A 14,379-nucleotide genomic window follows, 5' to 3' on the forward strand; every position below is an offset into this window, starting at 1 on the left:
ATTCCTATATAACCCCCCACCGCCACCAAACGAGTCTGGCCCCACCGCGCGCGCGGTGGGGCCAGACCCCAACATCTTCATCAGGCTTCTAGGCCACGCCCACCCGCCGCCCGCCGGCCCCTCCCGGGGCGCGCCGCGAGCGGCACCTCCTGACCGCCTGACGAAACCCTCACACCGAAGGGCCCGGCTGCCACCGGGCCCTTCGGTGTCTCCGGGGGAGGGGCGGCGCTCGCGGCGGCCCGCGCTACGCGGTTGCGGGGCGTGCGACCGGGGTGCGGCGGTCCCGTCCGCGGTGCCCGCCGTCCGGGGCGGCGTCAACCCGGCACGTCCCCCGGAGACTTCGCGCGCCGGCGGCCGCGGGCCCGGCGGACGGATCGGTGCCGGTGGCGGCTCGGAGGACCAGGAGGTCAGGGCGGCCCACCCGCCGCCGTGTCCGGCTTCCGCACGGACCCGAGCGTCCTCATGCCATGTCCGTGTACGGGCATATGCTCAAGGGGCGAAGCCGACTCCCCATCCGGCTTCGGCCCTCCCTCGACCCAGGAGCAGTATGTCGACCGCCGCCCGCCGGGCCTTCTTCGACCGGACGCACACCGACGACCTGATCGCGTTCCTCGGCACCTCGCCGTCCCCGTACCACGCGGTCGCGAGTGCGGCCGAGCGCCTGGAGAAGGCGGGGTTCCGTCAGGTCGCCGAGACGGACGCCTGGGACGGGGCGGCCGGGGGGCGCTACCTGATCCGCGGCGGCGCGCTGATCGCCTGGTACCTGCCGGAGGGGGCCGGTCCGGAGACGCCGTTCCGCATCGTCGGCACCCACACCGACTCGCCCAACCTGCGGGTCAAGCCGCTGCCGGACACCGGCTCGGCGGGCTGGCGGCAGGTCGCGGTCGAGATCTACGGCGGGGTGCCGCTGAACACCTGGCTCGACCGCGACCTCGGGCTGTCCGGAAGACTCGCCCTCCGGGACGGAAACGAGCGGCTCGTCCAGTTGGACGAGCCGCTGCTGCGCGTGCCGCAGCTCGCCATCCACCTGGACCGCCAGGTCAACGACGGCATGAAGCTCGACCGGCAGCGCCACGTCACCCCGATCTGGGGGCTCGGCCCGGTGGACGAGGGATCGCTGATCGCCTACGTCGCCGAGCGGGCCGGGCTGGCCGTCGAGGACGTGATCGGCTGGGACCTGATGACCCACGACGTCCAGCCGCCCTCCTACCTGGGGCGCGACCAGGAACTGCTGGCCGCCCCGCGGTTGGACAACCTGCTGTCGGTGCACGCGGCCACCGCGGCGCTCGCCGCCGTCGCCACCGCCGCCGCCGAGGGCGCCGGCGAGCTGCCGTACATCCCGGTGCTGGCCGCCTTCGACCACGAGGAGACCGGCAGCGAGTCCGACACCGGCGCGCAGAGCCCGCTGCTCGGCAACGTCCTCGACCGGACCATCCACGCCCGCGGCGGCAGCCCGGAGGACCGGGCCCGGGCGCTGGCCGGCACCGTCTGCCTCTCCTCGGACATGGGCCACGCCGTGCACCCCAACTACACCGAGCGGCACGAGCCGGGGCACCACCCGATGCCCAACGGCGGCCCGATGCTGAAGGTCAATGTCAACAACCGCTACGCGACCGACGGCGTCGGCCGGGCGGTGTTCGCCGCCGCCTGCGAGAAGGCCGGCGTGCCGTGGCAGACCTTCGTCTCCAACAACGCCATGCCCTGCGGGACGACCATCGGCCCGATCACCGCGGCGCGACTGGGGATCCGGACGGTGGACTGCGGCATCGCGGCGCTGTCCATGCACTCGGCGCGCGAGCTGTGCGGAGCCGAGGACCCGTACCTGCTGGCGAGCGCGATCAAGGCGTTCCTGGAGGGCTGAGCAAGGCGTTCCCGGAGGGCTCGGGCCCGACGGAAGGGGCGGGGCCCGGCGTTCGTGCCGGGCCCCGCCCCTGTTCCGTCCGGTCGGTCACTCCATGCCGGCCAGGACCAGCGGCAGGCGGCGGGCGCCGTCGGCGACCAGCTTCACCGGCACGCCCCAGTCCTGCTGGTGCACGTGGCAGGCCGGGTACTCGATGTCCGGGGCGTCGTCGCAGGAGGCCGCCATCGCGGAGACGTGCAGCACGCCCTCGGTGACCCGGTCGGAGAGCACCAGCTCGCGGGAGAGGGCCGAGTCCGCCCCGGCGCCGGAGACCAGCAGCTCGGGCGGGGTGGAGCTGACCAGCAGCCGGGTGGACGGGCCGTAGCGCTCGTCGAGCTTCTGGCCGCTCGGGGCCTCGAAGACGACGTCCAGCCGGAAGGCGCCGGGCGCCACCTCGGTGGCCGCGCGCTGGGTGCGGTGCGCCACGGACTCGACCTGGACGGCCTCCTCGGGCAGCCGCAGCCTGGTCAGCCGGTGCCGGGCCGACTCCACGACCACGATGTCGCCGTCCACCAACACCGCCCCGGAGGGCTCGCGCAGGTCGGTGGCGAGGGTGGTGACCTCGCCGGTCGCCGGGTCGAAGCGGCGCAGCGCGTGGTTGTAGGTGTCCGCGACGGCGACCGAGCCGTCCGGCAGCACGGTGACGCCCAGCGGGTGCTGGAACAGTGCCTGGTCGGCGGCGCCGTCGCGGTGGCCGAAGTCGAACAGGCCGGTGCCGACGGCGGTGTGGACCGTCGCGGTTCCACGTGAAACCCAGCGGAGCGCCGAGGTCTCGGAGTCCGCCACCCAGAGCCGCTCGCCGTCCGCGGAGACCGCCAGCCCGGAGGGCTGGGCGAACCAGGCCTCCGCGACCGGGCCGTCCACCAGGCCCTCGTTGGTGGTGCCGGCCGCCACGCCGACCGTGCCGGCGGCCGGGTCGTAGGCCCACAGCTGGTGCACGCCGGCCATCGCGATCCAGAGCCGGCCGTCGAACCAGGCGACGTCCCACGGCGAGGAGAGGTCCACCTCGCGGGCCGGGCCCTCGGTGGCCGAGCCCTGCCACCACTGACGGCCGGTGCCGGCCAGGGTGGTCACGCTGCCGTCGGCCAGCCGGACGCCGCGCAGCGCGTGGTTCACGGTGTCGGCGACGACCACGTCGTAGTCGTGGCCCTCCGGCAGCAGCGCGAGGCCCTGGGGCTCGCTGAACCGGGGGCTGGTGCCGTCCACCAGACCGCGCTCACCGTCGCCGATCCGGCGCACCACCGTCTCGCCGTCCTCGGCCAGTTCGACCAGCGAGTGGTGGCCGGAGTCGGCGACCAGGAAGTGGCCGTTCGCCAGCCGGACGGCCTTGCCCGGGAACTTCAGGTCCCCGGCGGTCGGCTCGGGCGCCACGTACGGGCCGTCGCCGCGGCGCAGCGTGCCCTTGGCGGCGTGCTCGGCCTCGAGCTCCTCGACCAGCCGGGCGATCGCGTGGGCGTGGCCCTCGCCGGCGTGCTGGGCGACCACGTACCCCTCCGGGTCGATCACCACCAGCGTCGGCCAGGCCCGCACCGCGTACTGCTTCCACGTCGCCAGGGCCGGGTCGTCCAGCACCGGGTGGTGCACCTCGTACCGGGCGACGGCGTCCACCACGGCCTGGTGGTCGGCCTCGTGCACGAACTTCGGCGAGTGCACCCCGACGATCACCACGGTGTCGCGGTGCTTCTCCTCCAACTCCCGCAGCTCGTCCAGGACGTGCAGACAGTTGATGCAGCAGAAGGTCCAGAAGTCTAGTACGACACACTTACCTCGCAGGTCGGCAAGCTTGAGTTCCTTGCCGCCTGTGTTGAGCCATCCACCAGCGCCTACCAGCTCGGGGGCGCGGACACGTGCACGAGAAGCCATGCCCCAATCAAACCTCACGAGCGGTGTCCGCATTCCGGGCGTCCCGGGTCAGGTGGCTGCTGCGCGTGCGGGGCTGGTCTCGACGATCTCCCGAGCGACCAGGAGCGGGGTGTCCGCCCAGCCGAGTAGTGCCTTGGTGATGGCGACTGCCGGAACGATGCTCGTTCCACTCTCGACCAGTAGGGTCTGCACCGCATCCATGCCTTCGCTCGCGAGCACGGGACGACACTCTTCGACCAGCGCGGTCCACTGCGCGGCTACTTCAGGCCGTAGCCCGGCGACGTTCTCGAACATGGCATCTCCTCGCATCATGAGGCATGGCCCCGAAGGGCCGTTGACCGGCCCACAGCGAGGAGCCATGCCCTACGCGAGGATCTTTCCAAGCCCCGGGCCGAAACGCTGTTGGTTTTCCGGCTGCGAGAGTCGAGAGCCAATTACGGGCGATCCTGAGCCCGGCCTCCCGTCACGGGAATGACAGCGGATGGGTCTAACCGAGGTAGGGAGATGTCCGCTGCTCAAGGAAGTGCCGAAGCCGTAGGTGCTGGGTGTGGTGCATTGGCAGGTCGGCGATCTCCTCGGGGAGGACGAAGCGGAGGTCCGTGGACTCGTCGGAGATGCGCAGCGTGCCGCCCGTCACCCGGGCGGTGAAGCAAACGTTGAACTGCTGCCGCACCTCGCCGTCGGAGTAGGCGACGACGTGACGTGGGTCGGTGTACGTGCCGACCAGGCCGGTGAGCTCGACTTCCAGGCCGGTCTCCTCGAAGACCTCTCGCACGGCCGTGCCCGGAAGCGACCCGCCCAGATCCATCGTCCCGCCGGGCAGGGCGTACAGGCCGTTGTCGACCCGTCGCTGGAGCAGGATGCGCCCGGCCTCGTCCGTCACGACGGCGGACGCTGCGACCACCAGTCGGTTGGGCTTGGGGGCGTCGGGGTCGTCGTAGTACTCGGTCCGTGCCACGGATCAGCTCTCCTCGACCGGTCGGGCGGTGCTCCACACCGCATTTCACCCCCGGCGCTACGAGGAGTGACGACGATGAAGGAGTCATGACGTACCGTGATGGCTCCCGCGTTCGCTTCTCTCCGTTCGCTGCGGCTCTGACTGTCTGGAGCGCAAGCCCTTTCAGTGGTGGTTTGGTGTTCGGGACGTCGATCCTGGCTTCCCTTAGAAATCTCTCTGGTGTGTTGAGAAGAGGCGTCAAAACACCAAACCACCATCGGCCCCGCCGTGGCGGCGGAGGCTATTCCTTGATCTCGGCCCACTTGATGCGGACCCGCTGCTCCGGGATGAAGCGCTTCCCGCGTTCGCCCTTGCTGATGAACACGCCGTCTATGGCCAGGGACAGGCGGTCCCGCTTCTCATCCTGCGTCGAAGCCTCCCACGCCGGGTACAGCAATTCGCTGTCCAGCATCGGAGTGATGTCGATGGCGGGGAGTGGGATGTTGGCGAGGTCGGCGCGCAGACCGTCGATGCGGCTCTGGAGCCGGGTGGCGAGGCGGTCGTAGCGGTCGAGTGCGCCGGGGCGGTCGAACTCGCCACGGACGTAGCGTGCGTCTTCCAGGTCAGCCAACCGGGCTTCCTGGTCAGTGATCTCGTCGGCTACGGCGTCTCGCTTGGCGAAGGTCTCGGGGTCGGTTCGCTTCACCCATCGGTCAGCGATCGTCACCAACAGGGGGTCATCCAACTCCAGTGCGGGAAGCAGGGAGAGGAACCGCTCGGACACGTAGGCGTCCACTCGGTCGGCCATGGCGCTGGCACCGGGGCACTGATTGCCCGCTCGGCGGGCCATGCACTGGTAGCTGTTGCCGACCTTGTGCATCCGGCGACCGCACCCGGGTACGTCGCAGAAGATCAGGCTGGTGAGCAGCGCGGTGCCGTTCGGCTTCGGCATCCGCTTGCCCGCGTGGGCGCGGGTCCTGGATTCGAGCTGCCGGATGATCCGCTCGCGCTCGCCGACCGTGATGATTCCTTCGCCGATGCTGACGGTGTCCAACGTCTCGGGGTCCCGGTAGGGGAACACGCGGCTGGTGAACTTGCGGCTGCCGTCCTCGGCTTCGATGGCTTCGGTCTCCGGCATGAGTCCGGCGAAGGCAGGCGACTTGACCAGGTTCATGATGCTCGCGGCGTTCCACTGGCCGCCCCGGGCCGAGGGGATGTCGTACTCGTTGAGCAGCCGGGCGATCTGGACCAGGGACTTGCCGGCCAGCGCGTCATCCGCGATGAGGCGGGCGTAGACGGCCGTCTCGGGGTCGTGCACCAGCTTCTTCGTGGTGGGGTCGACCAGCAGCCCGTACGGGGGCTGTCCGCCGACCCACTGGCCCTGTCGGCGCAGGTGTCGCTTCGCGTGGGCCACGCGGGTGCCGAGGTTCTTTGACTCGGAGCGGGCGAGTTCGGCGAGCATGGCGACGACCATGCGGGCTGAGTCGTTCGAGGTGTCGAGTCCGTCGACGACGGAGACCAGGCGGCCGCCCGCCTTCTCGATGTCGTCCAGGACCTTGCCCACTTGGCCGATGCCCTTGCGGGACAGCCGGTCGAGCTTCCAGACGATCAGGGTCCCGACGACTCCCGCAGTCACGGAGGCAAGGGCGGAATCGAAGCCCTTGCGCTCGACGTCCTTGAAGCCGGAGCGCCCCCGGTCGATGTGGACCTTGCGGACCGTCAGGCCGTTTCGTTCGGCCCAGGCGCGGCAGTCGGCTTCCTGCCGTTCGATCGCTGTCTTGCCGTCCCGGTCCAAGGACAGCCGGAGGTACAGGTCACACAGGGTGTGGTGGTGCACGTACGCCCCCTCTGGAGTTCCCTACATTGTGTAGGACTTCCAGAAGTTCAGGATGGTGATCTTGCCCCGGAAGTCGGCGAGGGTGAGCTCCTTGCCGCCGGTGTTCAGCCAACCGCCTGCCCCGACCAGTTCGGGGGCGCGTACGCGTGCACGAGATGCCATGCCTGTATCCAACCCCATCGGTGGCGGTGGGCATTCCGGGGCGGGTGGGGAAGGGGCGAGGCGGTGGAGGTCGAGGCGGTCGGTGGCGGGTCGGCTGGGCGGTGCGGTGGGGGCCCGGGCCCGCGGGGCCTGCGGGGCGCGGGCTACGGCCGGGGGAGGTCCGCCTGCCAGCGGGTCTCGCCGTCCTGGGTGCGGGGCGTGGGGTGCAGGCCCAGGGCGCGGGCGACGCGGGCGGAGGCGTGGTGGTCGGGGTGGATGTGGGCGGTGACGGTGGTGGTGCCGAGGGCGGTCAGGTGGGCGAGGAGGGCGCGGGCGGCCTCGGTGGCGAGGCCGCGGCCCTGCCAGGGGGTGCCGACCACCCAGGCGAGTTCGGCGGCCCCGGCACGGACGGTGGTCTGGACGTAGCCGGTCAGGGCGCCGTCGGCGCGCAGCCGCAGGACCCAGTTGCCCCACTGCTCGGCCGGGTCGGGGGAACCGGCGGCGAGCCGGGCGCAGCGGGCGCGCTGCTCCTCGGGGGTGGCCGGGCGGCCGCCGGTGAAGGCGTGCAAAGCGGGGTCGGCGAGGGCGGCGGCCAGTTCGTCGGCGTGCTCGGGGCCGATCGGCAGGAGGTCGAGGCGCTCGCTGCGGAGCGGAGCGAGGAGGTCGGGGTGCATGGCGGTATTGAACGCGGGTGCGCGCCGGTACTTCCCGCCGGGTGGGGGGTCGGGTCGAATGGGGTCCGACATCCGACGACGGAGGAGACTGTGGTGCGGTACTTGGTCAGGGAGAAGCTGTTCGCGGTCGGCGACGACTACTGGATCGAGGACGACCGGGGCGAGAAGGCGTACCTGGTCGACGGCAAGGTGCTGCGACTGCGGCACACCTTCGAGCTGAAGGACGCGCACGGCCGGGTGGTCGCGGTGGTGAAGGAGAAGATGCTCACCGTCCGCGACGCGATGCGGATCGAGGACGCCGACGGCGAGACGGTCGCGACCGTGCGGGAGAAGCTGTTCACCCCGTTCCGGGACAAGTACCTGGTGGAGCTGGCCTCGGGTGGCGAGCTGAAGATCCACGGCGACCTGATCGACAAGGACTACCGGATCGAGAACGACCACGGCAACGAGCTCGCCCGGATCTCGCGCAAGTGGTTCCGGATCCGCGACACCTACGGCGTGGAGATCGCGGACGGCGCCGACACCGGGCTGCTGCTCGCCGTCGCGGCCTGCGTGGACCACCTGGCGGCCGAGGAGGACTGAGCCTCCGGGCGCCCGTGCCCGGGCTGCACCGGGTGCGGCGCGCCGCCGAGGACGTGCTCCCGCCCCCAGGCCCCCAGCGGCGACAGCGCCGCGTTGAGGCGCCGCCCCGCCTCGGTCAGCGCGTACTCGACCCGGGGCGGCACCTCCTGGTACGCCTGCCGGTGCACGATGCCGTCCGCCTCCAGCTCGCGCAGGTGGGCGGCCAGCACCTTCTCGGTGATCCCCGGCACCAGCCGGCGCAGCTCGCCGAACCGGCAGTCCGGACGCTCGCCCAGGGCCCAGAGGATCAGCACCTTCCACTTGCCGCCGATCACGTCCATCGCGGCGTCGATCCCGCAGACGTACGAGCCCGGCCTCCGCACCGTCGCCATGCCCACCCCTTCCGACCTCGATGCTCACCCCAGGGTAACCACCCACTTCGAAGTGCGTACTTGATCGTTCCGGCAGCCAGCGCGGAGGCTGATCGGCATGACCACGAACGCAGTCGAGGAAATCCGCCGGACCCCGCCGACCCCGCTGACCCTGCTCGGCCTGGGCGCGATGGGCACCGCGCTGGCCGGGGCCTGGCTCACCGCCGGGCACCCGCTGACCGTCTGGAACCGCACCGCCGCCCGCGCCGACGGCCTCGCCGTCCGCGGCGCCACCGTCGCCGCCACCGCAGCCGAGGCCGTCGCGGCCAACCGGCTGGTCGTCGTCTGCCTGCTCGACGACGCCTCCGTGGACGAGGCACTGGCCGACGTCGACCTGACCGGCAAGGACCTGGTCAACCTGATCACCAGCACCCCCGAGCAGGCCCGGGCCCGGGCCGCCTGGGCCGCGCGCCGCGGCGCCCGCTACCTGGACGGCGGGATCATGGCCGTTCCGCCGATGATCGGCGTCCCGGCGACCGGGGCGTACGTCTTCTACAGCGGCTCCGCCGACCTGTTCGAGGAGCACCGGGCGACCCTCGCCGCCCCGGCCGGCACCCGGTACGTGGGCGAGGACGCCGGGTACGCGGCGCTGCACGACGTGGCGCTGCTCAGCGCGATGTACGGGATGTTCGCCGGGGTCGCGCACGCCTTCGCCCTGGTCCGCGGCGAGGCCGTCGCGCCGGGCGACCTGGCGCCGCTGCTCAGCGAGTACGTGACGGCGATGTCCGGGAGCATCGCCACGACCGCCGAGCAGTTGGAGAGCGGCGACTACACCAAGGACGTGGTGTCCAGCCTGGCGATGCAGGTCGCGGGCAAGGGCACGCTGCTGCGCACCGCCGAGGAGCAGGGGGTGAGCCCGGAACTGCTGGAGCCCTACTTCCGGCTGATGGAGCGTCGGTTGGAGATCGGCAGCGGCGAGGAGGACCTGACCGGGGTGGTCGACCTGCTGCGGCGGTGAGGGGCGGCCGGTAACGTACCGGCATGGCTGACCTTGAAGAACGCGCCAACGTCGTCGCGTCCGGCTCCCGGTGGAACGGTTCGGGGGCGGGTGTCCGACGGCGCCGCCCCGCCGACCTCGCCGACTGCGTCCGGGTGCTGGCCGACGTCCACGCCGTCGACGGCTACCCCGCCGACTGGCCCGAGCGGCCCGCCGCCTGGCTCACCCCCGACGGCCTGCTGGCCGCCTGGGTCGCCGAGGCGGAGGGCCGGATCACCGGGCACATCGGGCTCGCCCGCAGCGCGCCGGGCGACGCCGCCCCCGGTCTGTGGGGGCTGCGGACGGGCGGGCGCCCGGAGCTGACCGCGGTGATCGGCCGGCTGTACGTCGCCCCGACGGCGCGCGGCCACGGCACCGGCGCCCACCTGCTGGCGCGCGCCGTGGTGCACGCGCGGGCGCTCGGGCTGCACCCGGTGCTCGACGTACTGTCCACCGACACCGCCGCCGTGGCCCTCTACCGGCGCCTCGGCTGGACCCTGCTGGGCAGCGGCGAGCAGCGCTGGGCCTCGGGCCGTACGGTCCTCGTCCACTGCTTCGCCGCGCCGCGGGCCGAGCCCTCCCGACCGGCCGAGCGCTCCGGAGCGGCCGAGCCTTTCCGAGCGGCCGAGCCTTCCCGAGCGGCCGAGCGCTGACCTGCCGGGCGCCGGCGCCGGCGCGGGCGCCCCGGACCGCGGGTGACGTCAGGCCGCCGAGCGCTCGGCGGTCGGGCGGCGCCGCAGGCCCGGGGTGGTGAGGGCCGGCGGCTGCCAGGCGCCGTCGGCCCGGTAGAGGTCCGTGCCGGGCGGGACGACGGCGTCGATCCGGTCCAGCACGGCGTCGTCCAGGACGAGGTCGGCGCCCTCGAGGGCGGACTCCAGCTGCTCCATGGTGCGCGGGCCGATGATCACCGAGGTGACCGCCGGGTGGGCCAGCGGGAAGGCCACGGCCAGCTCGGGCAGGGTGCGGCCGAGCTCCTCGGCGAGCTCGGTGAAGGCCTCGACCGCGTCCAGCTTGGCGGCGGTGGCGGGCAGCGCCGGGTCGAAGCGGCCCGGGTTGAGGGCGGCCCGGCCGCGGCCGAGGTCGATCTCCCGGCCCTTGCGGTAGCGACCGGTGAGGAAGCCGCCGGCCAGCGGCCCCCAGGTCAGCGCGCCCATGCCGAGCCGCTGGACCACCGGCAGCACGTCCCGCTCCACCCCGCGGGCGAGCAGCGAGTACGGCGGCTGCTCGGTGCGGAAGCGCGGCAGGGCCCGGCGCTCGGCGACGTGGTGGGCGTCCGTGATCTGCTCGGCGGGGAAGGTCGAGCAGCCGAAGGCCCGGATCTTCCCGGCCCGGACGAGGTCGCCGAGGACGGCGAGGGTCTCCTCGATGTCCGTGGTGTGGTCGGGCCGGTGGATCTGGTAGAGGTCGATCCAGTCGGTGCGCAGCCGGCGCAGGCTCTCCTCGACCTCGCGGACGATCCAGCGCCGGGAGTTGCCGCCCCGGTTGCGGCCCTCGCCCATCGGGAAGTGCGCCTTGGTGGCGAGCACGACGTCGTCCCGGTCGCCGCGGGCGGCCAGCGCCTTCCCGACGATCTCCTCCGACTCGCCGGCCGAGTAGATGTCGGCGGTGTCGAGGAAGTTGATGCCCCGGTCCAGCGCGGTGCCGATGATCCGGGCGCAGTCGTCGTGGTCCGGGTTGCCGATCGCGCCGAACATCATCGTGCCGAGGCAGTAGGCGCTCACCTCGATGCCGGTGCCGCCGAGGACGCGGTAGCGCATGGTCGTGCTCCCTGGTGGTGGTGGGTCGGTGGTGCGGTGACGGGTCAGAGGCTAGGAGTTGGAGTGCGCTCCAGGGCAAGGGCGGCGCGGGATCCCTCGGGCGGGGGAGCCGGATCGTCATCCCGGCGGAGGCCGGGGTGCGGCGGCGCGGGCGAGCCTGGGGGCCATGACGGAACGAGGGTGGGTCAACGGCGGTCGGGCGGCGGTGGGTTGGGGGGTCGGTTACGCCGCGTTCGGGGTGGGCTGCGCGCTGAGCGGGACGGCGCTGTGGGGCGCCCGCTGGGCGGGGTGGCTGGTCACTGCCGTGGGCCTGGCGGCGGCTGCGGCCGGGTGGTCGGCTGCGGCCGGGTGGTCGGCTGCCCGGCCGCGGTCGGCGGGGTGGTCGCAGGACCGGTCGGCGCGTTGGCCGACCCGGGTGCTGTGGGTGCTGTGCGGGCTGGCCGTGCTGGCGGCCTGGAGCCTGCTGATGGACGTGGTGACGCTGGTGTTCGGGCAGGGCGTGGACAGCGTTCCGGACGCGGTGCAGAAGGTGCTGGCGGCGGCGGGGGCAGTGCTGCTGGCCGGTGCCGCCCGCTCCCGGCGGGGCCCGATCGCGGTCGGGGCGCCGCCGGCCGGTCCGTCGGGGAGTGCCGCGGCGTCGGCTCCGGCGGTCGTCCAACTAGCCGCCTGGGCAGGGACCTTGGCCTTCGTACCGTACGTGGTGATGAAGCTGGTCTGGGCGTTCGGCGGCTCCTTCGCCGGGGTCAGCGGTGACGAGGTGTACGCCGGTTACGTGCACAACGGCTCCTCCGGGATCTGGCTGACCCTGGAGTCCTGGGGGCTGGACGGCACCGTGCTGCTGGCGGCGGTCGGGGTGTTCCTGCTGTGGGGGCTGGTCCGGCCGTGGGGGCAGGTCTTCCCGCGCTGGACCCTGCCGTTGCGCGGCCACCGGGTGCCCCGCTGGCTGCCGCTCACCCCGGCGCTGCTGGGCGCGGCCACGCTGGCGCCGTACGGGCTGGTCGGGATCGGCTACCTGGCGCTGTGCAGCGCGGGTGTGGTCGGCATCCGGCGGGGCGAGTTCGCGACGACCGCCCAGACGCTGCAGGTGGCGTGGGTGGGGGCCGGGGCCTTCGCCGGGTACGGGGTGGCGCTGGCGGTGGCGGCCCGCTGGTACTGGCGGCGGACGGGCGGGTGAGCGGGACCCCGGGGCGGCTCCGGCCGGGACGGCTTTTGCTGGAGCGGCAACAAAGCTTGCCGGTTCCGTGGGCCCGGCCGCAGCCTGGCGTCGGAGGTGAACGCCATGAGCGGAACGAGGAGGACGGCGCGCCACGACGCGGTGGTGGTCGGCGCGGGCGCGGCGGGACTGAACGCGGCCCTGGTGCTGGGCCGGGCCCGGCGGCGGGTCGCGGTGGTGGACGCGGGTGAGCCGCGCAACGCCCCCGCCGCCCACCTGCACGGCTACCTGAGCCGGGACGGCATGCCCCCGGCGGCCCTGCTGGCGGTCGGGCGCGAGGAGGTCGCCCGGTACGGGGTGGAGCTGATCGACGGGCGGGTCGAGCACATCGAGCCCGCCGGGGAGACCGGGCCCGGCTTCGCGGTGCACCTGGCCGGCGGGCCGGTGCTGCACGCCCGCCGGCTGGTCGTGGCCAGCGGGCTGCGCGACGGACTGCCGGAGCTGCCGGGCCTGGCCGAGCGGTGGGGCCGCGACGTGCTGCACTGCCCGTACTGCCACGGCTGGGAGGTCCGCGACCGCCCGCTCGGCGTGCTCGGCACCGATCCGGGGTCCGTCGACCAGGCGCTGCTGCTGCGGCAGTGGTCCGCGGACGTGGTGCTGCTCGCGCACTCCCTGGTGCTGACCGGCGCCGACCGCGAGCGGCTCGCCGCCCGGGGCGTCGGGGTGGTCGAGGGCAGGGTCGTCCGGCTGGTCGCCGACGCCGACGCGGACGGCGACGGCGGACGGTTGCACGGCGTCGAGCTCGCCGACGGACGGGTGGTCCCGCGCGAGGCGGTGTTCGTCTCCCCTCGGCCGGCGCCCCGGGACGCGCTGCTGTCCGGCCTCGGCTGCGCGCGGGACGACCACGGCTGGGTCACCACCGACCGGACGGGCCGCACCAGCGTGCCCGGCGTCTGGGCGGTCGGCAACGTCGCCGACCCGCGCGCCCAGCTGGTCACCGCCGCCGGGGCGGGCGCCGCGGCCGCCTTCGCGCTGAACCACGACCTGGTGGCGGAGGAGGTCGAGCGGTCGGTCGCCCGACACCGCGCGTCCGGCGCCGCCGTACCCGCCTGAGCGGGAAGCTTTCGTCAACCCACCACTGGAGGAGCCCCGTGTCCTCGCACCAGCAGAACCAGCCGAACCAGCACCAGCAGCACCAGCCCGCCCACGCCCACGCCCACGCCCACGCCCACGCGCACGCGCACGGCCACGGCCACGCCCCCGCCGCCGACCTCGACTGGGACGCCCTCGCCGCCTACCTGGAACAGGAGGCCGACCTGCGCGCCGGAGCCGTCACCGAGGCCGCGCGCTGGCTGGCCGGCCTGGCCGGCGAGGGCGCCGTCCGCAGGGTCCTCGACGTCGGCAGCGGCCCCGGGGTGATCGCCGGGATGCTCGCCGACGCCTTCCCGGCGGCCGAGGTGGTCGCCGTCGACCAGTCGCCCGCCCTGCTGGAACGCGCCCGAACCCGCTCCGGCGGCCGACTGCGCACCCAACAGGCCGACCTGCCCGCCGAGTTCGGCAAGCTCGGCGAGGCCGACCTGATCTGGTCCGGCAACGCGATCCACCACCTCGGCGACCAGCAGGCCGCGCTCACCGCCCTCGGCGAGCGACTGCGCCCCGGCGGCCTGCTCGCCGTCGCCGAGAGCGGTCTGCCGCCGCGCTTCCTGCCCCGGGACTTCGGTCTCGGCCGGCCCGGCTTCCAGGCCCGGCTGGACGCGGCCCACGAGGACGGCTTCAGCGCGATGCGTGCCGAACTGCCCGACGCCACCGAGGAGGTCGAGGACTGGCCGGCCATGCTGCGCCGGGCCGGACTCACCCCCAGCGGCACCCGCACCTTCCTGGTCGACCACCCGGCGCCGCTCGCCCGCCCCGTCCGCGAGTACCTGCACGCCCAGCTGGACCGCCGCCGTGACCAACTGGCCGAGGTGCTCACCGCGGAGGACCGCGCCACCCTGGACGCGCTGCTCGACGAGGACGCGCCCACCGGCATCCTCAACCGTCCGGACGCCTTCTACCTCTCGGCGATGACCGTCCACACCGCCCGCAGGCCCTGACCTGGCCCCGGGCCGCCACCCGAGCCGCCCCGCCGCCGCGCTTCCGAGGCCGCGGC

The 14,379-nt window shown here is 73.6% G+C and carries 15 protein-coding genes; 7 read left to right on the top strand and 8 right to left on the bottom strand.

Annotated features, from left to right (window positions below; genetic code table 11):
• The first annotated feature begins 547 nt into the window (after window positions 1–547).
• Window positions 548–1,861, top strand: a complete 1,314-nt coding sequence (locus ABT247_RS24310; RefSeq protein ID WP_350745708.1) for a M18 family aminopeptidase — start codon at window positions 548–550, stop codon at window positions 1,859–1,861.
• An 87-nt stretch (window positions 1,862–1,948) separates the two neighbouring features.
• Here the strand turns inward: ABT247_RS24310 and ABT247_RS24315 are convergent, their stop codons facing one another.
• From ABT247_RS24315 to ABT247_RS24340, 6 genes are all read right to left on the bottom strand, one after another.
• Entirely contained in the window at window positions 1,949–3,763 is a 1,815-nt protein-coding gene (locus tag ABT247_RS24315; RefSeq protein ID WP_350745710.1) for an NHL domain-containing thioredoxin family protein, read from the bottom strand.
• 48 nt (window positions 3,764–3,811) lie between these two features.
• Window positions 3,812–4,057, bottom strand: a complete 246-nt coding sequence (locus tag ABT247_RS24320) for a hypothetical protein (protein ID WP_350745713.1) — start codon at window positions 4,055–4,057, stop codon at window positions 3,812–3,814.
• 193 nt (window positions 4,058–4,250) lie between these two features.
• Window positions 4,251–4,721 (bottom strand): NUDIX domain-containing protein, encoded by a 471-nt coding sequence (locus ABT247_RS24325; RefSeq protein WP_350745715.1) that lies wholly within the window; start codon window positions 4,719–4,721, stop codon window positions 4,251–4,253.
• 280 nt (window positions 4,722–5,001) lie between these two features.
• A complete protein-coding gene (locus ABT247_RS24330) occupies window positions 5,002–6,537 on the bottom strand; it encodes a recombinase family protein (protein ID WP_350745717.1) in 1,536 nt (511 codons plus the stop codon).
• A 21-nt stretch (window positions 6,538–6,558) separates the two neighbouring features.
• Window positions 6,559–6,699 carry a thioredoxin domain-containing protein gene (locus ABT247_RS24335; RefSeq protein WP_350745720.1) on the bottom strand — a complete coding sequence of 47 codons (141 nt, stop codon included), beginning with the start codon at window positions 6,697–6,699 and terminating at the stop codon, window positions 6,559–6,561.
• A gap of 143 nt (window positions 6,700–6,842) precedes the next feature.
• A complete protein-coding gene (locus ABT247_RS24340) occupies window positions 6,843–7,352 on the bottom strand; it encodes a GNAT family N-acetyltransferase (RefSeq protein WP_350745723.1) in 510 nt (169 codons plus the stop codon).
• Between the two features lie 93 nt (window positions 7,353–7,445).
• Between ABT247_RS24340 and ABT247_RS24345 the strand changes: the two genes are divergently transcribed.
• On the top strand, window positions 7,446–7,934 hold the full coding sequence (locus tag ABT247_RS24345; RefSeq protein ID WP_350745725.1) for an LURP-one-related/scramblase family protein: 489 nt from the start codon (window positions 7,446–7,448) through the stop codon (window positions 7,932–7,934).
• Here ABT247_RS24345 and ABT247_RS24350 read toward each other — a convergent pair.
• Window positions 7,844–8,305 carry a winged helix-turn-helix transcriptional regulator gene (locus ABT247_RS24350; protein WP_350745728.1) on the bottom strand — a complete coding sequence of 154 codons (462 nt, stop codon included), beginning with the start codon at window positions 8,303–8,305 and terminating at the stop codon, window positions 7,844–7,846. The genes ABT247_RS24345 and ABT247_RS24350 overlap by 91 nt on opposite strands.
• A 97-nt stretch (window positions 8,306–8,402) precedes the next feature.
• Here ABT247_RS24350 and ABT247_RS24355 point away from each other — a divergent pair, with 97 nt between their 5' ends.
• Both ABT247_RS24355 and ABT247_RS24360 read left to right on the top strand, forming a co-directional pair.
• Entirely contained in the window at window positions 8,403–9,302 is a 900-nt protein-coding gene (locus tag ABT247_RS24355; RefSeq protein WP_350745731.1) for an NAD(P)-dependent oxidoreductase, read from the top strand.
• A 23-nt stretch (window positions 9,303–9,325) separates the two neighbouring features.
• A complete protein-coding gene (locus ABT247_RS24360) occupies window positions 9,326–9,973 on the top strand; it encodes a GNAT family N-acetyltransferase (RefSeq protein ID WP_350745734.1) in 648 nt (215 codons plus the stop codon).
• A 48-nt stretch (window positions 9,974–10,021) separates the two neighbouring features.
• Here the strand turns inward: ABT247_RS24360 and ABT247_RS24365 are convergent, their stop codons facing one another.
• Window positions 10,022–11,077, bottom strand: coding sequence for an aldo/keto reductase (locus ABT247_RS24365; protein ID WP_350745736.1), 1,056 nt, complete (start codon window positions 11,075–11,077; stop codon window positions 10,022–10,024).
• Window positions 11,078–11,243: 166 nt separating this feature from the next.
• Here ABT247_RS24365 and ABT247_RS24370 point away from each other — a divergent pair, with 166 nt between their 5' ends.
• The 3 genes from ABT247_RS24370 to ABT247_RS24380 all read left to right on the top strand — a co-directional run bounded on the left by ABT247_RS24370 (window position 11,244) and on the right by ABT247_RS24380 (window position 14,323).
• A complete protein-coding gene (locus ABT247_RS24370; protein ID WP_350745739.1) occupies window positions 11,244–12,251 on the top strand; it encodes a hypothetical protein in 1,008 nt (335 codons plus the stop codon).
• A gap of 105 nt (window positions 12,252–12,356) precedes the next feature.
• A complete protein-coding gene (locus ABT247_RS24375) occupies window positions 12,357–13,343 on the top strand; it encodes an NAD(P)/FAD-dependent oxidoreductase (RefSeq protein ID WP_350745742.1) in 987 nt (328 codons plus the stop codon).
• A gap of 38 nt (window positions 13,344–13,381) precedes the next feature.
• Complete coding sequence (locus ABT247_RS24380; protein ID WP_350745745.1) at window positions 13,382–14,323, top strand: class I SAM-dependent methyltransferase; 942 nt, start codon at window positions 13,382–13,384, stop codon at window positions 14,321–14,323.
• The last annotated feature ends 56 nt before the right edge of the window (window positions 14,324–14,379 follow it).

The organism is Kitasatospora sp. NPDC001539 (assembly GCF_040298565.1).
In the GTDB taxonomy this organism is placed as follows: Bacteria; Actinomycetota; Actinomycetes; order Streptomycetales; family Streptomycetaceae; genus Kitasatospora.